Genomic DNA, 20,418 nt, shown 5'->3' with positions numbered 1-20,418 from the left:
ATGCGGCTCGACTACCAGCGGTTCGTCGACTGGGCCGACGACAAGATCGTCAACTACTCCACGCGGGTGATTCTGACGTTCTTGCTCGTCACGGCGGTCTTCGCGGTCGGTCTGGGTGGCGTTTCGACCGAGGCGGGGACCCAGCAGTTCGCCGAAGACATCCCGGCAGCGAACGCGCTCGAACGGATCGAAAACGAGTTCCTGCCGGTGTTCTCGCCCAGCCCCGGTAGCACACAGCTCGTCCAGAAGGACGCCAACGTCCTCTCGAAGCAGTCGTTGCTCGCGATGCTCAGGGCACAGGAGGCGCTCGAAGATCGAAACGATATGTACGTCTCCGAGACCTCTTCGGCGGCGTCTGTCGTCGCCCAGACGATCGACCCGTCGGCGACGACGCTCGAAGAGCAGATCATCGCGCTGGAACGAGCGACCCAGACCGACGTCCGCCGGGCCGTGCGTGAGAACGCGGACAACCCCGGCTTCACGGGCACACTGAGCAACGACTTCAACCGGAAGGCGGCGTCGGCGTCGTCGACGATCGGCGTTGTCACGCACGATCTGCCGCAGGACGTCGGCGGCGGTGGGTCCGGACAGTCTGGCGATAGCCCGATGACTCCGATCCAGAACCAGGCCCAGCGGATCATCGACGCCGAACTGGATGCTGACATCACCGTCTTCGGGAGCGGGATCATCGCCGACGAGTTCGGGACTGTCGTTACCGATTCACTGCTCATCGTCACGCCCGCGGCCGTCCTCCTCATCGTCGGCTTCCTCGTCGTCGCCTACCGCGACCTGCTAGACCTGCTGTTGGGCGTCATTTCGCTCGGGATGGCCGTAATCTGGACGTTCGGCTTCCTTGGACTTGCAGGCATCCCGTTCAACCAGATTATGATCTCGGTCCCGCCGTTGCTTCTGGCGGTCGGGATCGACTTCGGAATCCACGCGATCAACCGCTATCGGGAGGACAGAGCGACCGGCCTCGACGTCGAGGAGGCGATGACCGTCGCGACCGATCAGTTGCTCGTCGCCTTCTTCATCGTCACCGGCACTACCGTCATCGGTTTCCTCTCGAATCTCGCCTCGGACCTGCCGCCGATCCGCGACTTCGGGATCGTCGCCGGCGTCGGCATCATCTTCACGTTCCTGATCTTCGGCATCTTCCTCCCCGCCGCGAAGGTGTGGCTCGACCGCCGCCGCTACGACTGGCCCATCCCGACGTTCAGCCAGAGCCCGATCGGTGAGGAGGGGTCGGCGCTCGGCGAGGTCCTCTCGGTCGGCGTCACGCTCGCGCGGTACGTGCCGATCGTCGTCCTCGTCTTCGCGCTGGTCTTCAGTGCCGGCGCCGGCGCGTATGCCACCGGCGTCGACACCTCGTTCACCCAGGAGGATTTCCTCCCGCCGGAGGAGGTCTCACCGCTGTTGAAGTCGCTTCCAGAACCGTTTGCACCCAGCGACTACGGCGTCGTCGGGACGCTGAACTTCCTCGAAGACAAATTCACGAGGACGCAGGGAGGGTCAGTGACCATATACGTCGAGACGCGGATGGAGAACGACGCCGCGCTCGAACAGATCTATCGCGCCGGACAAGACCCGCCCGAGGAGTTCGTCAGCGCGGACGACCGGCGCGCCGAGGCCACGAGCATCGTCACCATCATCCAGGACTACGCGGAGCAGAACCCCGAGTTCGCCGCGCTGGTCGAGCGGAACGACCGCAACGACAACGGCGTTCCGGACGACAACCTCCCGACGATCTACCGGGAACTGGAGACCTCACCGGTCGGCGACCGCGCGTCCGAGTACCTCTCTGAGGATCGCCGGAGCGCGCGAATCGTCTACTCGGTCTCCGCTGACGTGTCCGACGACGAAGCGACCGTGGCCGCGAGAGAGGTCGCAGAGCGGTTCCGCGGGGACGCGACGGCGACTGGCAACACCATCGTCTTCCAGGAGGTCTCCGATCTCATCTTCGAGTCCGCGGTGACGAGCCTCGGACTCGCACTCGGGGCCACGGTCGTCTTCCTCGTGGTCATCTACTGGGTGCTCGAAGGGCTCCCATCGCTTGGCGTCGCGAACCTGGCCCCGATCGTCGTCTCCGTCGCGGCCGTCGCCGGGACGATGCGAGCGCTCGGCATCTCGTTCAACGCGTTCACGGCGACGATCCTCTCGCTCACGATCGGGTTGGGGATCGACTACTCGGTGCACGTCGTCCACCGGTTCATCGACGAGCGTCGCGAGCGGGCGCTCATCCCGGCTCTCAGACGGACCGTCATCGGGACCGGTGGCGCACTCCTGAGTAGTATGGCGACCACGGCCTTCGGAATCGGCGTCCTCGTCCTCGCCGTCCTCTCGGTGCTCGGACAGTTCGGCGTGTTGACGGCGATTTCGATCATTTACTCGTTCCTCACGTCCCTGCTCGTGCTCCCCTCGGCGCTCGTCGTGTGGGATCGGATCGTCAACGACGACCCCGACGTGCCGATGGGGCATCCAACGGGCGAAACACCCGAGGAAACCGTCGCCGAGCCATCGCTCGACGAATCCAACGGCATCGACGGAGACCCGTTATGAACGCTGGACCCGGCTCCGATACGAACCAGAATCTCTCCGAGCACGAGGCGGTTTCGTCGCTCGAACGCCTCGGCCTGTCGAACTACGCCGCGCGGGTGTTCATCGCGCTGCAGCGACTCGGCGTCGGCACGGCCAAGCAGATCCACGAGGAGACGGACGTCCCGCGCTCGCAGGTGTATGGTGCGGCCGAGGAACTCGCGGATCTCGGCCTCGTGGAACTCCAGCAGTCCACGCCGAAACGCTACCGTCCGGTGAGCCTCGACACGGCGCGGCGGCAACTCGCCGAGTCGTTGAAACGGGAAGCCGATCGCGCTTTCGCCTTTTTAGAAGCCCAGCGCGCGGCCCGAACCGAAGAGGAGACGCGCGACGACGTCTGGACGGTCCGCGGTCGAGAGCCGGTGAACAGGCGGGTCGTCGAACTGGCCCGGCAGGCCACCGAGACCCTGTTGTTCGGCGCCCCAGCCCCCGAGTTCGTCCCCGAGGAATTCGTCGAGATCGTCGAGGAGCGTCGTGACGCCGGCGTCGCTGTCCGGATCGTCAGTGAGAGTCCGACTGTCCGCGAGATGTTCGCGGAGGTCGAAGGGATCGAAGTGGATACGCCCGTCCAAACGGAGGGGATGAATCACATCGGCCGCGTCCTCCGAATCGACGAACGCGCCGTTCTTCTCTCGGCCGTCTCTGCGGACGACCCGTCGGAGGAGACCGCGATCTGGTCGGCCGATACCGCGATGGCCGAGATCCTCGCCGGCGCGATCTCGGGGAGTATCGATTCGCTCGTTCGCGGTTCTAGATGAGGCCGAGGGCCGCCACGCCGTGCGTCAGGGCGGCGGCGATCGGGATCAAGAGCGCGGTCCGGAGCACCAGGATGAGGGTGAGATCACGGAACCGCATCGGGACGTCGTCGAACATATCGACCATCATCGGGGCCGACGCGGCGAAGAAGATTGCCTGCGCGCTCGTGATGATGACGACGAACACCTTCGTAGCGATGTCCGTCCCGACGGCGAGCGTCGCGCCGATGAAGTACTCGGCCGCGCCGCCGATGATGGCCGTCGCGGCCATCTGCGGATCCGGAATCGCGAGCGCCGACATCACAGGCACGAGCGGGGCCGCGAGATACTCGAAGACCGGGGTGTGTGCTTCCAGCAGGAGCACGGTCGTCGCGATCGTCAGGACCGTTCCGAGGATCATCGCCGTGAGCTTCGTCCCGTCGACGAAGCCGTCGATCGCGGCGCGGTGGATCGGGTCGCCGTCTTCGGCCGTCTGCATCGCCTGATTGAGGGCGAACGTGAAGTACTCACCGACCGTCCCGGTGAAGGCCGGCTCGGGGTTGGGCTCGGCGACGTACTCCTGTGGGACGTTCGAGAGCGGCGGCACGCGGACGAGGATCGCGGCGACGATGAGCGTCGCGATCATATAGAGCGCGACGAGCAGCGGGAAGATGTGGAGCAGTTCCAGCACGGCGGCGACCGCACCGACCGTCCCGAGATTTGCCGTCGCGAAGCAGGTACAGATCACGAACACCTCGCGCTTGTCGTAGCCGCCCCGATCAAAGACGTTCCGCGTGAGGTAGTACCCGACGCTGAACGATCCGAGCCAAGAGGCGGCACTGTCGAGGGCCGCCCGCCCGGGCAGATTGAACAGCGGTTTCATAATCGGCTGTGCGAGCGTCCCGATGAACTGGAGCCCGCCGAGTTCAGCGAGCAGGTTGACGAAGATCCCGCCCAGCGGGATCACGAGGACGATCGTGATCATCAGGACGTCCCAGACGATCCCGGCGATCCCGTCGGCGAGGATCAGTTCGGGACCGAACCCGAAGAACATCGGTACGCCGAGGAAGATCGCGATGACGCGGAACGCCCAGAACGGCTTCGACGTCTTCCAGTAGCCGATCTGGAGCAGTCGTTGCGTCCGGTCGTTCAGCGAGATCATACCCTGATAATGCAGCATCGAGATCGTCGTCAGGATCCCGCCGGCGAACAGGATCAAGAGCACGAAGACCTCGACCGCGAAGAAAGAGAAGTCCGTGATGAACGACATCAGGATGTCGAGCGGGATCGTCGTCTGTCCCTCCCACTGGACCGGGAAGAGGAAGAAGAACCCGCCCGTGATGAACGAAATGAGGAATTTCAGTAGCGGTCGCGTCCGCCATTCGATCGTTACGTCGTCTATGGACTTCTGTTCGGGCTGAACTGACTCGCCCGAGATGTGGTCGCTGTTTTCCCAGCTCTGGCCACCTATCATAGGTTGCCAAAAAATAATGCTATAAAAAAATACTCCGATCTTCTGTGAGCAACGACTACATTATTTATGAACAATACGGGTGAATTGTGTTACAATACGTAACAATACCTTATCCACCCAGTTTTTTGTCCCGTATCCCGGGACACCGTTCAGTGGCGTTGGCGCCGGCGTCACTCAGCCGTACTGAGGATCACCGGGCGGTCGGATTTGAGGCTGACGTCCTGGGTGACGCTCCCGAAGAGCGCTTTGCCGGCGGGCGACCGTTTTCGCCCGGCGAGACAGAGCATCGCGGCGTCGACTTCCTCTGCCTTCTCTATGATGTGCTGGACGGCGTCGCCGCTGGATTGACTCACTTCCACGGGGAACCCGGCCGCTTCGAGACTCTCGGTGGCCGCTTGCACCGATTTGAGGTCTTCGGCGTTCGCCCCCTCGTCGTCGGTCCGGAAGACGTGATAAATCACGACCCGGACCTGCTCGGTATCCATCGGCAGCGCGGTGATCGCTGAAACCTGTTCGTTCGCCCGTTCGACGTCCGTGTCGATGCAGAGTAGTATCGTTTTCATCGTGGGTCAGTTGTGTGATTGCGGGTGGCGCGCACGGTCGGTGTCGGAAACCGACGGTCGCACTCCGCCGTGTTCGGAGTATCCTCTCGGTCTCCCATTAATGCCTATCGTTACCGCGGTCCCGGTCGTCGAAGCCGCGGTTCCGGTCATCCCTGCCCGTTGCGTGCCGCGTTCTCACCAGCGGACCTTGAAGCCTGACGCACCCGCTGGTGCTTCGTACTCGACCTCGACGTCGTCGACTGAAGCGGCCGAACTGCCGGTGTGGCACCAATCGATCATCTCTTCGACCGCGGACTCGGGACCCTCGAAGACGGCCTCGACGCGGCCATCGTCGAGATTCTTCACCCATCCGTCGACGTCGCGCTCGCGGGCCGCATCGCGTGTCGACGCGCGGTAGTAGACCCCCTGGACGGTTCCGCTGACGAAGACGTGCGCTCTGGTTCGATCGTCGCTCATCCCGCTCGACGATTGCGGCGGCGGACAAAAAGAGGCTGTCGTCAGGTGGCCTGTCGGAACCACCTCGAAGGCGCAGATGCGACCCCTCGCTCGAACTCACGGCTGAGCGGCTGTCACGAGTGGGTCTCGCTGGCGTACGAGTCCGACCCGACGGTCGTTGTCCTCGGCGTGCTCCTCGCGCTCGCGCTCGGCGGTCTGTCTCAGCTATGCGACGGCATCTGCTCCTGTGTGACCCGGATCATCACCCACACCGAGAACCACGCGAAGATGAACAGGAAGACGAGCGCGGTGGTCGACAGCACTCCGAGAGGGTTCGCCAACTCGACCAAGATCGGCATCGCGAACAGAAAGACGACCGCGACCGTAGCCCCACCTGCGAGGAATTCGAGGTACGTCGAAAGCGTGATGCAGTCCGCACTGGGCTCTGGCTCCCGGCGACTATGGTGCTCCGCTTCCGTGGTGTCTGGTGTGAACATACATACCACTGTTTGAAATTACAGGGTCGATTGTGATAAATATATCTCGTCGCCGATCGTACGTGTGACGACGTGCTCTAGATGGGATCCGGTGTTACCCGAGTAGATATCGCGCCCAGGGGTACCGTTCGACGAGCGTCTCACCGCCGAGATCGTACTGTTCGATGTACGCATCCAGGCCGAGGATCCGACCGGCACCGAACGCCGCCACCGAGAGGAACACGAGCATATACGCGAAGTCGCCGTTGATGTACCCGTGGGAGACGCTCCAATTCCCGAGGTAGAACATAAGCATCATAAACGCGCCGAAGAACGCCGCGAGGCGGGTCAGCGCGCCGAAAATCAGCCCTAAACCGATGAGTACCTCTCCCCACGGGACGGCGACGTTCACGAAGTCGACGAACCAGGGCGTCTGCCCCATCGCGACGAACAGTCCAGCCACTGGGCTGCCGTTCGCCGGCGGTGCGTTCTGGAGGTAGCCCGCCGCGCTGAAACTCCCCGAGAGCACCTTGTCGAAGCCGCTCTGGAAGAACGCCAAGCCCATCATTAACCTGAGCGCGAGGATGAACCAGACGCTCAGCGAGTGTAGTTTGCCTTCCGCTGTGAACCCTGCCAGTGTACTGCGGAGTTGAACTTCTTGTACAGACATCGTTGAAGCATCTCGAAGGTGGCTATTAAATGTATGTGCCCAAATCGAATCTAAATCCAGAATACGCCGTAAATATGTACACTATATTTTCAATATTGTACAATACATAAAATGCGGGTGTACGATCGTCGCGGACCGCGGGCGACGCCTCCAGTCCACTGTTAAGGCGACGTGAGACCGACGCGATTCGGAACGCAAGCGTGAGTTTATAGGCGATCGGCGGGCCAGATAGCGTATGGAACTTTTCGGGACCGCCGGGATTCGCGGATCGGCCACAGAGCGGGTGACGCCTGAACTCGCACTCGACGTGGGACGGGCGGTCGGCGCCGACGCCGTCGAATCTGCGGGCCCACCGACGGTCGTCGTCGGTCGCGACGGACGGACGACCGGCCCGGCGCTTGCGGCGGCCGTCGAGGCGGGACTCGAATCAGCCGGGGCGGACGTCAGACTGGTCGGTGTCCTCCCGACGCCGGCACTCGCATATGCCTCACAGGGACGACACGGCGTGATGCTGACTGCGTCGCACAACCCACCGACCGACAACGGAATCAAACTGTTCGTCGACGGGGAGGAGTACGATCGGACGCTCGAACAGACGATCGAAGCGCGGGTCGCGAGCGATCACCCGCCCACCGCGTGGGACGAGTGGGGGGCGTCCGAGGATCTCGCTGTCCTCGAAGACTACCGACAGGCGGTCGTCGAGTACGCCCGCGACTACGGCGCGGCCGCCGACGGTCTCGACGTCGCGGTGGACAGCGGGAACGGAATGGCCGCGCTCGGAACGCCGCAGGTCCTCCGGGAACTCGGCGCTCGCGTCGTCACGCTGAACGGACAGGTCGACGGCCACTTCCCCGGTCGGGAGTCGAAGCCGACGCCGGAGTCGCTCGCCGACCTCCGGGAGTTCGTCCGCGAGGGCGCGTTCGACTTCGGAATCGGGCACGACGGCGACGCCGACCGGATCGTGATCGTCGGTGCCGACGGGGAGGTCGTCCACGAGGATACGATCGTGGCGATTCTGGCCGCACACTTCGTTCGCGCCAGCGACGCGGCCGACCCGGTCGTCGTGACGACGCCGAACGCCTCCGGTCGGATCGACGAGCGGGTGCGCGACGCCGGCGGGCGCGTCGAACGCGTCCGACTCGGGGCGCTCCACGAGGGCATCGCTGCGGCCCGCGCCGAGGGCGGCGACGTGGTCTTCGCCGCCGAGCCGTGGAAGCACATTCACCCGCGACACGGCGGCTGGATCGACGGTGTCGCCTCCGCGGCCGTCTTGACGCGCCTCGTCGCGTCCAAAGGCCTCGACGGCCTCCGCGCACCCGTGACGGAACGGCCCTACCGGAAAGCGAGCGTCGACTGCCCCGACGACCTGAAATCGACTGTGATGGAGCGACTCGAGACGGCGCTTCCGGAGGCGTTCCCCGACGCCGGCGTCGACACCGAATACGGCGTCCGACTGGAGTTCCCCGACGCGTCGTGGACGCTCGTGCGACCCTCGGGGACGGAACCGTACGTCCGTGTGTACGCGGAAGCCGACGACGTGGACGCGCTCGTCGGCGAGGTGACTGACGTCGTCGCGGCCGCCGTCGACCGGGCGGACGCCTGATCTGCGTCTTCCGGGCTGCTCGACACGCACTCGCTGGCCGACGCACACCTCGCTACCCGACGCATACCTCGGCTCCGCAAACTCTCGGATGCGTGTCCAGTTTTTCGTCCACACAGAGACGTGTGCAGACGCGGAAACGACGAATTTATGCACATCTCGCTTCCCAGTGTTCAATAGGAGTACATAATATGGATAGACGTACGTTTGTCAAGGCCACTGGTGTCGCGGGAATCGCTGGACTAGCCGGCTGTAGCGGCGGTCCCTCTGGGGGATCCACGGCCGAACCGACGACCGAGTCGGGCGGTTCTGACAGCAGCGGCGAAGGCGGCGAGACGACCGCTGCGGAGACGACCGAGAGCAACGTGGCGGCCAACGTCGGGATGGTCTACGCGACTGGCGGCCTCGGCGACGGCTCGTTCAACGATCAGGCCCAGCAGGGCGCGCTCCAGGCCGAAGAGGAGCTCAGCATCTCGTTCAACGAGGCACAGCCCGACGAGGTGGCCCAGTTCAAGACGTTCCAGCAGCAGTTCGCGCAGTCGACGGACCCGAACTACGACCTGATCTGTGCGATCGGGTTCCTGCAGGCTGACGCGCTCTCGCAGACGTCCGAGAGCTATCCGGACCAGAACTTTATGCTGGTCGACAGCGTCGTCGACGCGCCGAACGTCGCGAGCTACACGTTCAAGGAACACGAGGGCTCGTACCTCGCGGGCCTGATGGCGAGTCTCCTCACCACGCGAGACTTCTCGGCCGGCGCGGGATCAACCGCCGGCGACTCGACGAGCGTCGGCTTCGTCGGCGGCGTCGAGTCCGACCTGATCAAGAAGTTCCAGGCCGGATTCGAGGCGGGCGTGAACGCCGGCAGCGGCGACGTCGACGTCCTGACGAACTACGTCGGCGGCTTCAACGACGTGGCCGGTGGCAAAGAGGCCGCGACGGCGATGTACAACAGCGGTGCCGACATCGTCTATCACGCCGCGGGGAACACCGGAACGGGCGTCTTCCAGGCCGCCCAAGAGCAGGGCAAGTTCGCGATCGGCGTCGACCGCGACCAGTCGATCACGAAGCCCTCCTACGCCGACGTCATCCTCGGGAGTATGGTCAAGCGGGTCGACACGGCCGTGTACAACGCGATCGAGTCGATCGTAAACGACAACTTCCAGGGCGGTAGCGTCGTCTCCCTCGGCCTCGAACAGGACGGCGTCGCGCTGATCGAAGGCGACCAGCTCGGCTCGGAGCTTCCGCAGGACGTCACAGACGAGGTCGCCAGCGCACGTGAGAGCATCATCGCGGGCGACATCTCGGTCCCCTCGACCCCGCAGTAGGCCGACGCAGCGGAGTTCGAGCCACTACACATCCAAACCTATTCGTTTATCACCGAACCACGGAGAAACAGATCTATGGCCACAGCCGTCCACCTCGACGGAATCACGAAGCGGTTCCCCGGGGTCGTGGCGAACGACGACGTGGACCTCGCCGTCGAGCGCGGGACCGTACACGCACTCTTAGGAGAGAACGGGGCCGGGAAGACGACGCTTATGAACGTCCTCTACGGACTCTACGAACCCACCTCTGGTCGCGTACTCGTCGACGAGGAGGTCCGCTCGTTCGACTCGCCGAGAGACGCGATCGACGCCGGCGTCGGGATGATCCACCAGCACTTCATGCTCGTGGATCCGATGACGGTCACCGAGAACATCACCCTCGGCAACGAACCGCGGAAGTGGGGCGGCCTCGCTGTCGACCGCGCGGCCGCCCGCGAAGCGGTCGTCGAACTCTCGGATCGCTACGGTTTCGACGTCGATCCCGACGCCCGAGTCGAGGACATCTCAGTCGGCGAGCAACAGCGCGTCGAGATCCTCAAAGCACTGTATCGCGGCGCCGACGTACTCATTCTCGACGAACCGACGGCCGTCCTGACGCCGCAGGAAGTCGAGGAACTGTTCGGCGTCCTCGAAGAACTGACCGCTCAGGGCAAGACGATCATCTTCATCACGCACAAACTGGGCGAAGCGATGCGCGCAGCCGACGATATCACCGTCCTCCGGGACGGTCGCAACGTCGGCAGCGTCAAAGCCGACGAGACGACCCGCGAGGACCTCGCGGAGTTGATGGTCGGCCGCGAGGTCTTACTCGACGTCGATCGCCCACCCGCGGAGACGGGCGACGTCGTCGCCTCCGTCTCGAACGTCGTCGTCGACGACGACCGGGGCGTTCGCGCCGTCGACGACGTCTCGTTCGACGTTCGGGCGGGCGAAGTGTTCGGAATCGCCGGGGTGGACGGCAACGGACAGTCCGAACTCGTCGAGGCACTGACGGGACTTCGACGCCCCCAACACGGCCGGATCGAATTTCTGGGCGACGACGTCACCGCCGACTCCCGCCGACAGCGGATCGAGGAGGGGATGGCATACATCCCCGAAGACAGACAGGAACGCGGCCTCGTGATGGACTTCGACCTCACCGAGAACGCGCTGTTGGGGAGTCAGCATAGCAAAGAGTTCGGTCCGAACGGCCGCATCGACTGGCCGGCGACCAGAACCCACGCCGAGGCGATCATCGACGAGTACGACGTTCGACCGCCGGACGCCGACGCAATCTCGGAGTCGCTGTCGGGCGGGAACCAACAGAAGTTCATCGTCGGCCGCGAGTTCGAGCGCGACCCCGAACTCGTCGTCGCCTCACATCCCACTCGCGGCGTCGACGTCGGCTCGATCGAGTTCATTCACGAGCGGCTCTTGGAACTCCGCCAGCAGGGCGTCGCGGTCCTGCTCGTCTCCTCGAAGTTAGAGGAGGTACAGGGGCTCTCGGATCGACTCGGCGTGATTTACGAGGGCGAGTTCATCGACGTGGTCGACCCCGACGAGACGACAGAAGAGGAGCTCGGATTACTGATGGCCGGAGAGCACCCGGACGAAGACGACGCGGACGCATCGACCGACGCGACAGAGAGCGGTTCGGCCGAGGCAGCCACGGGCGGTGACCGCCCGTGAGCGTCGGCGACCGCGCCCGCGACGTGCTCGCCCGCCTGGCCAACGCCTCGGCGACCGAGCGGATCCTCATCAGCACGGCGGCGCTCCTGCTCTCGATCCTCGTCGGTGCCGTCTTAGTGCTCGTCGCCGGTCGGATGACGGCGTGTACGCCGAACGAGGCGGTCTACTACTTCGGCACCGGCTTCTGTTACGACCCGATCCTCGTCTTCGATCGGCTCTTCCTCGGCGCACTGGGTGACCCCCTCAGCGGTGGCTGGTCGCCCGACGGGCAGTTCTCGGTCACGCTCCGCGAGACGACGCTCCTGATCTTCGCTGGGCTGTCAGTCGCGCTCGCGTTCCGCGCCGGCATCTTCAACATCGGGACGCAGGGCCAGATGGTCGTCGGCGCGCTGGCGACGGCGGTCGCCGTCCTCTGGGGCGCGACGCTCGTCTCGGGCGTCCTCGGAACCGTCGTGTTGGTCCCGTTCGGGATCCTCGTCGGCGCGGTCTTCGGCGGCCTCTACGGCGCCATCCCCGGGTTCCTGAAGGCGTACGCCGACGCCAACGAGGTCATCACCACGATTATGCTCAACTTCATCGCGACCGGAGTGACGCTGTATCTGGTCAGCGGTGTGTTCAAAGACCCCGAGAGCGCGGCGAATCAGACCGTCCCGTTGCCGGAGTACGCGCAGTTCCCGACGGTGCTCTTCGGCGGTCGCCAGGACTTCTCGCTCGTGGCGCTGTTCTTCGGACTTCTCGCGATCGCCGGGCTGTACTACCTCCTCGAACACACGGCGTTCGGATACGACGTCCGCACCAGCGGGATTCAGCCCGAGGCCGCCGAGTACAGCGGCGTCGACGCCCCGCGGACGGTCGTCGCGAGTCTGACGCTGTCGGGTGCACTCGGCGGCGTCGCCGGGGCGATGTACGTGATGATGATCCTCGGGACGTTCCAGACGGGCGTGCCCTCCTACGGATTCGACGGCATCACGGTCTCGATCCTCGCCGGCAACAACCCGCTCGGGGTCGGTATCGCCGCGCTCCTCTTCGGCGTGCTCAAGAGCGGGACGACCGTCGTGCAGTTCGCGACCGACGTCCCGCCGCAGTTGGTCGGCGTGCTCCGCGGGCTCATCATCCTCTTCGTCGCGATGCCGGAGTTCTTCCGGCTCGTCGGCAAGCGCATCACAGACACCGGATCTCGCGCGGTCGCAACCGACGGCGGACGACCGGAGCCGGCCGCCGGAAGTTCTGGCACGTCCGGCGACGACGGGGGTGAATCCGATGAGTGACGCGACGGGCAGCGCGCCGGAGGAGCCCCGACGCGACGAATCGGACGGCCTGCTCGATACGCACTCGCCGCGGAAGATCGTGGCGTGGGCCACGGTCGGCGGACTGGCCGTCCTGCTCGCGGCCGGCGCGCTCTTTCCGGACTCGCTCGCCGGCACGCTCTCGGACGTCATCACCAGCCGCAACACGCTCGCGTCGGCGCTGCGGCTCTCGGTTCCGATCGCCTTTGCCGCGCTCGGCGGCATATTCGCCGAGAAGTCCGGCGTGATCAACATCGGACTCGAAGGCCTGCTCATCATCTCGGCGTTCACCGCCGTCTACGTGACCGACGTCACGGGCGGCGTCTGGCTCGGCTTCGGTGGCGGAATCATCGCGAGCACGCTTCTCGCGGCGCTCTTTGCGGTCGTCACGATCCGGTTCCGGGCCGATCAGATCATCGCCGGGCTCGCGGTGTGGCTGATCGCGCTCGGTCTCGCGCCGTTCGCCTCGCAGGTCATCTACGGCGGGCCGAACACGTCGACCGTTCCGACGATCGGCGCCATTTCGGTGCCGGTCCTCTCAGAGATCCCGTTCTTCGGAGCGCTCTTTTCGGCGTCGCCGTCGGTGTATCTGCTCTTTCTGGCGGTCGCACTCTCGTGGTACGTCTTCGAGCGCACGTCGTTCGGTCGGTGGATCCGCGCCAGCGGCGAGAACCCGAAGGCGCTCGACACCGCCGGGGTGAACGTCGCACACGTCCGGTACGCCGCGGTCCTTCTCTCCGGTGTGCTCTCTGGGATGGGTGGCGCGGCGCTGTCGCTCGACCTCGGGCAGTTCACCGGAAACGGTCCGACGATGGTCAACGGCAAGGGATTCATCGCCATCGTCGCGTACCTGTTCGGCAACTACAATCCGATCGGCGCGTTCCTCTCGACGATGCTGTTTGCGGGCCTGGACGCGATACAGACCGCACTCCAGCTGCAGGGCATCGGCGTCCCCCGACAGCTCATCCGGATCACGCCGTTCGTGATCGTGATCGTCATCCTCGCGCTGGTCGGCCGGACGCGGACGCCCGAGGCGGCCGGCGAGTACTACGAATCCGGCGAGGAGTGAGGCTGCGACCGGCCCACTCGGGCCGTCGCACAGATAAAGAGTTTTCCGCTCGCACGCGAGAGACGGAACGATGAGTACCTCCCACGAGTACGACGTCGTGGTCGTCGGTGCGGGGACGGCTGGCTGCTACGCGGCGGCCACCGTCGCCAGAGAGGGCCTCGACGTCGCCATCGTCGAGCGGAAGACAGCCGAGGAAGCCGGACACATCGCGTGCGGTGACGCGCTGAAGGGCGCGGACGCGTTCCCGGAGGCGATTCCGAAGTCCCAGATCGAGGGCGCCTTCACGAACACGGGCGTCGACCACGGGCGCTTCGAGATCCCACAGGAAGACACCGTCCTCGATATCCCCGTTCCGGGTGAACTCGCGGTCATCGACCGCTGGGAGTACGGTCGTCTGCTCATCGAGGGCGCAGAGTCCGCCGGCGTCGACTTCCACTACGACACGGTGGTTCAGGACGTCACCCAGGACGACGGCGGAACTGTCACCGGCATCCGCGGGACGCACAAAGGCGACGTCGTCACCTACGACGCCGACGTCGTCGTCGACGGTGCGGGCTCGCTGTCGCTCCTGCAGGACAAGACCGACTTCTCGAACGCCACCTTCGATACGAACGTCTCGTACTCGCAGTTCTGCTCTGCGTATCGGGAGATCGTCGAAGTCCCCGAACCCGTCGAGTGGGACGACGCGCTCGTGTTCAAGCCCACCGAGCGCGCCGCGGGCTACCTCTGGTACTTCCCGCGCACCGAGACCACGATCAACGCCGGATTGGGCTTCCAGATGAACGAAGAGCCGATGAAGCTCGTCGACGACTTGCGCCGCGACCTCCGGCACCGCCCCGAGTTCGAGGGTGCGACGGTCACGGACAAACTCGGCGCGGCGCTGCCGACGCGCCGCCCCTACGACTCCGCGGTCGCCCCCGGCTTCCTCGCCGCTGGCGACTCGGCGGGCCACGTCAACCCCACGACCGGCGGCGGCATCGCCGGCGCGGCTTACGCGGGCACCTACGCCGGCGAGCAGGCGGTCAAAGCGATCTCCGAGGGCGACGTCGGCGAGGAGAACCTCTGGCGCTACAACGAGCGCGTGATGGACCACTTCGGCGCGCGTTACGCCGGCCTCGACGTCTACAACATCCTCTCTACTGCGGTCGACGTCGACGACCTGATGGGCCTTCTCGCGTCGCTCCCCGGCGAAAAGCTCGCCGAGGCGCTGTACTCCGGCACGACCTCTTTCGGCCCGACGCTGCTCGCGAAGACCGTCAAGGATTCGTACGGCTACTGGGGGCAGATCCTGCACTTCTACAAGACGAAGAACCTCGCAGACGACCTGATGCAGCACTACGGCCGGTATCCGGGTCGTCCAGAGGCGCTCGACGTCTGGCAGGAAGAGCGCGACCGCCTGATGGACGACATCTACGCGGTCACCGGCGCGGAACCGAAGTACTGATCTCTACCCAGGTTCCGGTTTCGATCCTCGTTTACGGCGTTCTCTATCCGCTACGACTCGCGTTACCGCCGGAGCCGAGCGATCGCGCCGGCGTCGTCTGTCGCGTCGGGGTCCTCCTGTAACTCGACCAGCCCGTCGTCGACGAGATCGTCGAGCAGCCCCCGGAGCCACTCTCTCCCGTACGTTCCGTCGGGCGAGTAGTCGACTCGCACCCGCGGCCCCAACTCGTCCAGCGCGAGTTCGTCGTACTCTTTGAGCGTCGAGACGACCCGCCCGCGCATCTGTCGACGGCTTCCCTCGAACTCGGGTTGTGTGGGCACGTCGGGCGCGGTGAAATCGCCCGTCTCGTAGGCGTGACACCACTCGCGCCACGGGCAGCCGGCCTCGTCGCACTTTGGCACCTTCTCGCAGGCGACGCCGCCGAGTTCCATTATCGCGTTGTTCCAGACGCGAGATCGGCCGTCGGGCATCAGTCGTTCGGCCCCGCGTTCGAACGCCGCGTCGTCGTCGGGGAGGTCGAAGGCGCGGTACAGCACTCGCTTGACGTTCGTGTCGACGACGGCGTCGCCGTTGTTGAACGCGAACGACGCGACCGCGTTCGCCGTGTACGGGCCGACGCCCATCAGTTCGGAGAGTTCGCCGGGCGTCCGCGGGAACGATCCGTCGTACTCGTCTCTGACCTGCTGTGCCGCCTCGTGGAGGTACTTCGCGCGGTTGTTGTAGCCGAGCGAGTGATCGCTCCAGAATGCGACGACGTCGGCGCGGTCGGCGGCCGCGAGGTCGGCCGCGGTCGGCCACCGGTCGAGGAAATCCTCCCAGGCGTCGACGATGCGGTCGAGTTGCGTCTGCTGGCTCATCACCTCCGAGACGAGAATCTCGTAGGGGTCGTCGGTCTCGCGCCAGGGGAACGCGCGGTGGTCGGCCTCGTACCACGACACGAGCGCCTCGCGGACGCTCGATAGGGTTTCTTCGTCGATCCGGAGCGCCTCGCCGTCCGTCATCGTCGGAGTCTGGAACCGGCGGGGCTTGTGGATTCTGATCGGCGCGCGCGAACCCCATCGAGAGCGCACCGAGACGAAAGCCGTTTGGCCGCGCCACCCCAGAACCTGGGGTATGAGTCTCGACGAACTCACCGCGGACGTGGAGTCGGCCTACGGCGACCTCGACGAGGAGCAGTCCGTCTCGCTGGACCGGGAGACGCGCCACGAACTCGCGATGCTCGCGGCGGCGTTCGGCACCGAGGAGACAGACGAACTGCTCCGGCGCGCGGTCCATCTGCTCTTTCAGACGACCGTCGACCGCGGGACGCTCGATTTCCATCTCCGACAGGACTACGACGTGACCTACGACGAGTATCTCTCGGGGATGACCTTCGAGGAGATGACCGGGCAGAACCAGTACCCGCAGCGCGACGACGAACGCCGCTATCAGATGTAGCGTCCGCCGTCGGCAGGCGGCGCTGTCGAAGCGGAGAACTTTATCCCGACTCGCCGACGAAACCCGGTATGGACACCGACGAAGTCGAACGACGGATCGAAGCGGGGATCGAAGACGCGGACGCACAGGTCACGCTCCCGCGCGTCCCCGACGAGGACCACGAGGACGCGCACTTCGCCGCCGTCGTCGTCTCGCCCGCGTTCGAGGGGAAGTCACTCGTCGAACAGCACCAGATGGTCTACGACGCGCTCGGCGACGCGATGACGACCGAGATCCACGCACTGGAGATGAAGACCTACACGCCCGCGGAGTACGAGGAGTTCGCGGGCGACGCGGCCTGATCGCCAGGCGATCGCGAAACGGCTCTCACGTTTGTCTCGACAGCGTCATCCGCTGAACTGCCGCTCGAACCGCGTGATGGCGTCGTCGGTGCCGGCGACGACGACCTCGTCGTCGGCCCGGAAGGTGAACTCGGCCGGCTCGAACTCGGTGATCGTCGCTTCGTCTCTGATGATCGCGACGACTGTACTTCCGGTTTCGGCTCTGACGTCCGCCTCGACGAGCGTCTCACCGGCGAGGTCCGCTGCCGGCATCCGGACGACGCTGATCTGTTTGTCGTACGCGAGCACCTCCTCGTCCTCGAACGCGGTCGACGCCAGCATCCGACCGCTGACGGTGGCGAGCGATTGAACGTAGTCTGCGCCCGCGCGGTACAGTTTCTGCACGTCTTCTTCCTCGTTGGCTCTGACGACGATCTGGAGGTCGGGATTCAGTTCGCGGGCGATGAGCGTCGTGAAAATCGCGGTCGTGTCGTCGGCGACCGTGAGGACCAGTGCCGACGCGTCTTCGATGCCCGCTTCTCGCAACACGTCCGGGTCGCGCGCGTCACCGATCACGTCGACGTTCTTCGCGGCCTCGATGTCGAGGACGGTCAGCCGAGAGCTGGTTCGTGCCAGTGCCTCGTAGGCCGCTTTCCCGGAGTCTCCGTAGCCGGCGAGGACGATGTCCTGTGAGGAGAACCGCCGGACGGCCGAGGTCGTCGCCTCGCGAAGTTCCTCCACCTGCGAGTACTCCCCGGCCACCAGCAATCGCGTGCCGTCCTCCAGCACGTCCCCGGGCTCGATCGGCGTCTCGAACTGGCCGTCGAACCAGACGCCGATGACGTTCACGCCGAAGCGTTCGCGCAGTCGCGCTTCGGCGAACGTCTGGTCCGCGAGGTCGCTGTCGGCTGCGACCGTCACCTCGATTACCTCGAAGTCCTCGTCGATGGCGACGCCTGCGTCGAGGTTCGTCCTGACGGTCGTCGGCACCTCCTCGGCCAGGCTCTCGCCGAGCAACTGCCGCGGCGAGAGGACGCTCTCGGCGCCGGCGACGCGGTGGTACTGCGCGAGATCTGTGTCTTGGACGAGCGTGATGATTCGTACTTCGGGAGCGGCATCGCGCGCCGCAAGCGCGATGCTCGCGTTGGTGTCGTCGGCGACGTCGGCGACGACGGCGACCGCCGACTGCACCTGCGCGTTTTCGAGCGTCTGCGTCGACTCCGGGTCGCCGTGGATGACCTGATAGTCGTCTTCGTGTAACTCCCGCGCCGTGTCGGCGTCGGCTTCCACGAGGACGTACTCGCGGTCGCGGGCGTCCAGTTCCGTGATGAACGTGTCCGTGTGTGGCGTGTGTCCGCAGATGACGACGTGGTCTCGAAGATCCGCCATCGACTCGGGCGCGGAGGGGGTGAGCACGTCGCGGAGCCACGGCACGGCGAGCACGTCGACTGCAGTGAGGATGAGACCGATGCCGGTGAGTTGCATCACGATCGCTAAGGCGTTCATCCGGAACGTCTGCCAGGGGGCGTCCTCGCCGTAGCCCGTCGTCGTGAAGGTCTGGATGACGACTTCGAGCGATCGATACAGCGGCTGTGGCCGGTTCTCCCAGTGGGCCATCCCGGCGTTGTACACGGCGGTGAAGACGAGCGTCGTCAGGACGACTAACGCGAGGTAGTAGACCCCCCGACGGGTACGGAACGCCATATCTGCGCGTACAGGGCACCGATAGTTATACTGTCGGACGCGAGCCGGGACGGCGACGCGTCGGGAGGATCAGAAACGTCGGGAGCGCCGGGAGCGTCTGGTACATCGGGTACGTCGGGCGCGTCGGTACGACCCTGTCGGGACACAGGAGAATCGAACCGACGGGTTTTACGCGCCGGCCGGTCGTCGCTCCGAGTATGTCCGACGACGAGTATCGCATCGAGCGGGACAGCCTCGGAGAGATGCAAGTGCCGGCGGACGCCTACTGGGGCGCACAGACCCAGCGGGCGGTCGAGAACTTCCCGATCTCGGGGATCGGCTTCGGCCGGCGCTTCGTCCGGGCGCTCGGCGTCGTCAAGAAGGCCGCCGCGCAGGCGAACCGCGACCTCGGCCTCCTCGAAGCGGAGACTGCCGACGCCATCGTCGAGGCGGCCGACGAGGTCATCGCCGGCGAGCACGACGAACAGTTCCCCGTCGACGTCTTCCAGACGGGGTCGGGAACGTCCTCGAATATGAACGCCAACGAGGTCATCGCCAACCGCGCCGCGGAACTCCGCGGTGAGTCCATCGGCGACCGCGTGGTCCACCCGAACGACCACGTCAACTACGGGCAGTCCTCGAACGACGTAATTCCGACGGCGATGCACGTCGCCGCGCTCGAAGCGGTCCAGAAGGACTTGGTGCCGGCGCTAGAGACGCTCGCGGAGGCACTCGAAGCGAAAGAAGCGGAGTTCGACGGCGTCGTCAAGACCGGCCGCACGCACCTCCAGGACGCGACGCCGATCCGACTCGGCCAGGAGTTCGCCGGCTACCGGACGCAGGTCGAGAAGGGAATCACGCGCGCTGAGAACGTCAGCGACCATCTCGGTGAACTCGCGCTCGGCGGCACCGCCGTCGGGACTGGCCTCAACACCCATCCGGAGTTCCCCGAGCGCGCCGCGGAGTACATCTCCGAGGAGACCGGTCTCGAGTTCCGCCCGGCCGACAGCCACTTCGAGGCGCAGGCCGCCCACGACGCGATGAACGAGGCCCACGGCGCGCTGCGGACGGTCGCAGGCTCGCTCAACAAGATCGCGAACGACCTCCGACTGCTGGCGTCGGGTCCGCGCAACGGCCTCGGCGAGGTCGAACAGCCGGAGAATCAGCCCGGCAGTTCGATTATGCCCGGCAAGATCAACCCCGTCGTCGCCGAAGCGGTGAATCAGGTCCACAAACAGGTCGTCGGCAACGACGCCGCCGTCTCGGCCGGGGCCGCCGAGGGTCAGATCGATCTGAACCTCTACAAGCCGGTCATCGCCCACAACTTCCTGCAGTCGAGCGAACTCCTCTCGAACGCCTCGGAGGTCTTCGCCGAGCGCTTCGTCGCCAAACTGGAAGCCAACGAGGAGGTCTGTGAGGAGCAGGTCGAGCGCTCGATGGCGCTGGCGACGGCGCTGAATCCGACGATCGGCTACGACAAGGCCAGCGAGGTCGCAAAGACCGCGCTGAAAGAGGACAAGACCGTCCGCGAAGTCGTGATCGAGAAGGGCTACCTCACGGAAGACGAGGCCGACGAGGTGCTCGACCCCGAGACGATGACGCATCGCGGGATTCTCGGCGACGACTGAGGGTCGAT

General features: G+C 65.4%; 18 protein-coding genes. 11 read left to right on the top strand and 7 right to left on the bottom strand.

Annotated elements, in window-relative coordinates:
* Both NO347_RS14890 and NO347_RS14885 read left to right on the top strand, forming a co-directional pair.
* Complete coding sequence (locus tag NO347_RS14890) at positions 1–2,559, top strand: efflux RND transporter permease subunit (RefSeq protein WP_256290444.1); 2,559 nt, start codon at positions 1–3, stop codon at positions 2,557–2,559.
* Positions 2,556–3,353 carry a TrmB family transcriptional regulator gene (locus tag NO347_RS14885; protein WP_256290442.1) on the top strand — a complete coding sequence of 266 codons (798 nt, stop codon included), beginning with the start codon at positions 2,556–2,558 and terminating at the stop codon, positions 3,351–3,353. Before NO347_RS14890 ends, NO347_RS14885 begins: the two co-directional genes overlap by 4 nt.
* Here the strand turns inward: NO347_RS14885 and NO347_RS14880 are convergent.
* From NO347_RS14880 to NO347_RS14860, 5 genes are all read right to left on the bottom strand, one after another.
* On the bottom strand, positions 3,346–4,803 hold the full coding sequence (locus tag NO347_RS14880) for a YjiH family protein (RefSeq protein ID WP_256290440.1): 1,458 nt from the start codon (positions 4,801–4,803) through the stop codon (positions 3,346–3,348). The genes NO347_RS14885 and NO347_RS14880 overlap by 8 nt on opposite strands.
* Before the next feature lie 170 nt (positions 4,804–4,973).
* Positions 4,974–5,366 carry a universal stress protein gene (locus tag NO347_RS14875; RefSeq protein ID WP_121570318.1) on the bottom strand — a complete coding sequence of 131 codons (393 nt, stop codon included), beginning with the start codon at positions 5,364–5,366 and terminating at the stop codon, positions 4,974–4,976.
* A gap of 174 nt (positions 5,367–5,540) precedes the next feature.
* Positions 5,541–5,822 carry an acylphosphatase gene (locus tag NO347_RS14870; RefSeq protein ID WP_256290439.1) on the bottom strand — a complete coding sequence of 94 codons (282 nt, stop codon included), beginning with the start codon at positions 5,820–5,822 and terminating at the stop codon, positions 5,541–5,543.
* Positions 5,823–6,022: 200 nt separating this feature from the next.
* Positions 6,023–6,298 (bottom strand): hypothetical protein, encoded by a 276-nt coding sequence (locus NO347_RS14865; protein ID WP_256290438.1) that lies wholly within the window; start codon positions 6,296–6,298, stop codon positions 6,023–6,025.
* A gap of 94 nt (positions 6,299–6,392) precedes the next feature.
* Complete coding sequence (locus tag NO347_RS14860; protein WP_256290437.1) at positions 6,393–6,947, bottom strand: DoxX family protein; 555 nt, start codon at positions 6,945–6,947, stop codon at positions 6,393–6,395.
* Positions 6,948–7,182: 235 nt separating this feature from the next.
* Between NO347_RS14860 and NO347_RS14855 the strand changes: the two genes are divergently transcribed.
* The 6 genes from NO347_RS14855 to NO347_RS14830 all read left to right on the top strand — a co-directional run bounded on the left by NO347_RS14855 (position 7,183) and on the right by NO347_RS14830 (position 15,342).
* Positions 7,183–8,550 carry a phosphopentomutase/phosphoglucosamine mutase gene (locus NO347_RS14855; RefSeq protein WP_256290435.1) on the top strand — a complete coding sequence of 456 codons (1,368 nt, stop codon included), beginning with the start codon at positions 7,183–7,185 and terminating at the stop codon, positions 8,548–8,550.
* 188 nt (positions 8,551–8,738) lie between these two features.
* Positions 8,739–9,875, top strand: a complete 1,137-nt coding sequence (locus tag NO347_RS14850) for a BMP family lipoprotein (RefSeq protein WP_256290433.1) — start codon at positions 8,739–8,741, stop codon at positions 9,873–9,875.
* A 75-nt stretch (positions 9,876–9,950) separates the two neighbouring features.
* Positions 9,951–11,543 carry an ABC transporter ATP-binding protein gene (locus tag NO347_RS14845; protein WP_256290431.1) on the top strand — a complete coding sequence of 531 codons (1,593 nt, stop codon included), beginning with the start codon at positions 9,951–9,953 and terminating at the stop codon, positions 11,541–11,543.
* A complete protein-coding gene (locus tag NO347_RS14840) occupies positions 11,540–12,811 on the top strand; it encodes an ABC transporter permease (RefSeq protein WP_256290429.1) in 1,272 nt (423 codons plus the stop codon). The genes NO347_RS14845 and NO347_RS14840 overlap by 4 nt, the downstream gene beginning before the upstream one ends.
* Positions 12,804–13,898, top strand: coding sequence for an ABC transporter permease (locus NO347_RS14835; RefSeq protein ID WP_256290427.1), 1,095 nt, complete (start codon positions 12,804–12,806; stop codon positions 13,896–13,898). The genes NO347_RS14840 and NO347_RS14835 overlap by 8 nt, the downstream gene beginning before the upstream one ends.
* Positions 13,899–13,968: 70 nt before the next feature.
* Complete coding sequence (locus NO347_RS14830; protein WP_256290425.1) at positions 13,969–15,342, top strand: geranylgeranyl reductase family protein; 1,374 nt, start codon at positions 13,969–13,971, stop codon at positions 15,340–15,342.
* 62 nt (positions 15,343–15,404) lie between these two features.
* Here the strand turns inward: NO347_RS14830 and NO347_RS14825 are convergent, their stop codons facing one another.
* Positions 15,405–16,343, bottom strand: a complete 939-nt coding sequence (locus tag NO347_RS14825) for an HhH-GPD family protein (protein WP_256290424.1) — start codon at positions 16,341–16,343, stop codon at positions 15,405–15,407.
* 112 nt (positions 16,344–16,455) lie between these two features.
* Between NO347_RS14825 and NO347_RS14820 the strand changes: the two genes are divergently transcribed.
* Positions 16,456–16,779, top strand: a complete 324-nt coding sequence (locus NO347_RS14820; protein ID WP_256290423.1) for a ribbon-helix-helix protein — start codon at positions 16,456–16,458, stop codon at positions 16,777–16,779.
* A 68-nt stretch (positions 16,780–16,847) separates the two neighbouring features.
* Positions 16,848–17,120, top strand: coding sequence for a BolA family protein (locus NO347_RS14815; RefSeq protein ID WP_121570305.1), 273 nt, complete (start codon positions 16,848–16,850; stop codon positions 17,118–17,120).
* 45 nt (positions 17,121–17,165) lie between these two features.
* Here NO347_RS14815 and NO347_RS14810 read toward each other — a convergent pair whose 3' ends face one another.
* Entirely contained in the window at positions 17,166–18,803 is a 1,638-nt protein-coding gene (locus NO347_RS14810; protein WP_256290422.1) for a potassium channel family protein, read from the bottom strand.
* A 197-nt stretch (positions 18,804–19,000) separates the two neighbouring features.
* On the opposite strand from NO347_RS14810, the gene NO347_RS14805 reads away from it, so the two are divergent.
* Positions 19,001–20,410 (top strand): class II fumarate hydratase, encoded by a 1,410-nt coding sequence (locus NO347_RS14805; protein ID WP_256290421.1) that lies wholly within the window; start codon positions 19,001–19,003, stop codon positions 20,408–20,410.
* Positions 20,411–20,418: the final 8 nt, after the last annotated feature.

The sequence above is a fragment of the Halobellus inordinatus genome (assembly GCF_024464655.1).
In the GTDB taxonomy this organism is placed as follows: Archaea; Halobacteriota; Halobacteria; order Halobacteriales; family Haloferacaceae; genus Haloquadratum; species Haloquadratum inordinatus.
Note: the sequence above shows the minus strand (reverse complement) of the source record. Positions and strands in the feature narration are given on the sequence as shown.

Excerpts from the sequence above, each read along its gene's own strand:
- NO347_RS14850 (WP_256290433.1), top strand. The coding sequence starts at position 8,739 with ATGGATAGACGTACGTTTGTCAAGGCCACTGGTGTCGCGGGAATCGCT.
- NO347_RS14845 (WP_256290431.1), top strand. The coding sequence starts at position 9,951 with ATGGCCACAGCCGTCCACCTCGACGGAATCACGAAGCGGTTCCCCGGG.
- NO347_RS14870 (WP_256290439.1), bottom strand. The coding sequence starts at position 5,822 with ATGAGCGACGATCGAACCAGAGCGCACGTCTTCGTCAGCGGAACCGTC.
- NO347_RS14865 (WP_256290438.1), bottom strand. The coding sequence starts at position 6,298 with ATGTTCACACCAGACACCACGGAAGCGGAGCACCATAGTCGCCGGGAG.
- NO347_RS14805 (WP_256290421.1), top strand. The coding sequence starts at position 19,001 with ATGTCCGACGACGAGTATCGCATCGAGCGGGACAGCCTCGGAGAGATG.
- NO347_RS14890 (WP_256290444.1), top strand. The coding sequence starts at position 1 with ATGCGGCTCGACTACCAGCGGTTCGTCGACTGGGCCGACGACAAGATC.
- NO347_RS14810 (WP_256290422.1), bottom strand. The coding sequence starts at position 18,803 with ATGGCGTTCCGTACCCGTCGGGGGGTCTACTACCTCGCGTTAGTCGTC.
- NO347_RS14855 (WP_256290435.1), top strand. The coding sequence starts at position 7,183 with ATGGAACTTTTCGGGACCGCCGGGATTCGCGGATCGGCCACAGAGCGG.
- NO347_RS14820 (WP_256290423.1), top strand. The coding sequence starts at position 16,456 with ATGAGTCTCGACGAACTCACCGCGGACGTGGAGTCGGCCTACGGCGAC.
- NO347_RS14830 (WP_256290425.1), top strand. The coding sequence starts at position 13,969 with ATGAGTACCTCCCACGAGTACGACGTCGTGGTCGTCGGTGCGGGGACG.
- NO347_RS14880 (WP_256290440.1), bottom strand. The coding sequence starts at position 4,803 with ATGATAGGTGGCCAGAGCTGGGAAAACAGCGACCACATCTCGGGCGAG.
- NO347_RS14885 (WP_256290442.1), top strand. The coding sequence starts at position 2,556 with ATGAACGCTGGACCCGGCTCCGATACGAACCAGAATCTCTCCGAGCAC.
- NO347_RS14825 (WP_256290424.1), bottom strand. The coding sequence starts at position 16,343 with ATGACGGACGGCGAGGCGCTCCGGATCGACGAAGAAACCCTATCGAGC.
- NO347_RS14875 (WP_121570318.1), bottom strand. The coding sequence starts at position 5,366 with ATGAAAACGATACTACTCTGCATCGACACGGACGTCGAACGGGCGAAC.
- NO347_RS14815 (WP_121570305.1), top strand. The coding sequence starts at position 16,848 with ATGGACACCGACGAAGTCGAACGACGGATCGAAGCGGGGATCGAAGAC.
- NO347_RS14835 (WP_256290427.1), top strand. The coding sequence starts at position 12,804 with ATGAGTGACGCGACGGGCAGCGCGCCGGAGGAGCCCCGACGCGACGAA.
- NO347_RS14860 (WP_256290437.1), bottom strand. The coding sequence starts at position 6,947 with ATGTCTGTACAAGAAGTTCAACTCCGCAGTACACTGGCAGGGTTCACA.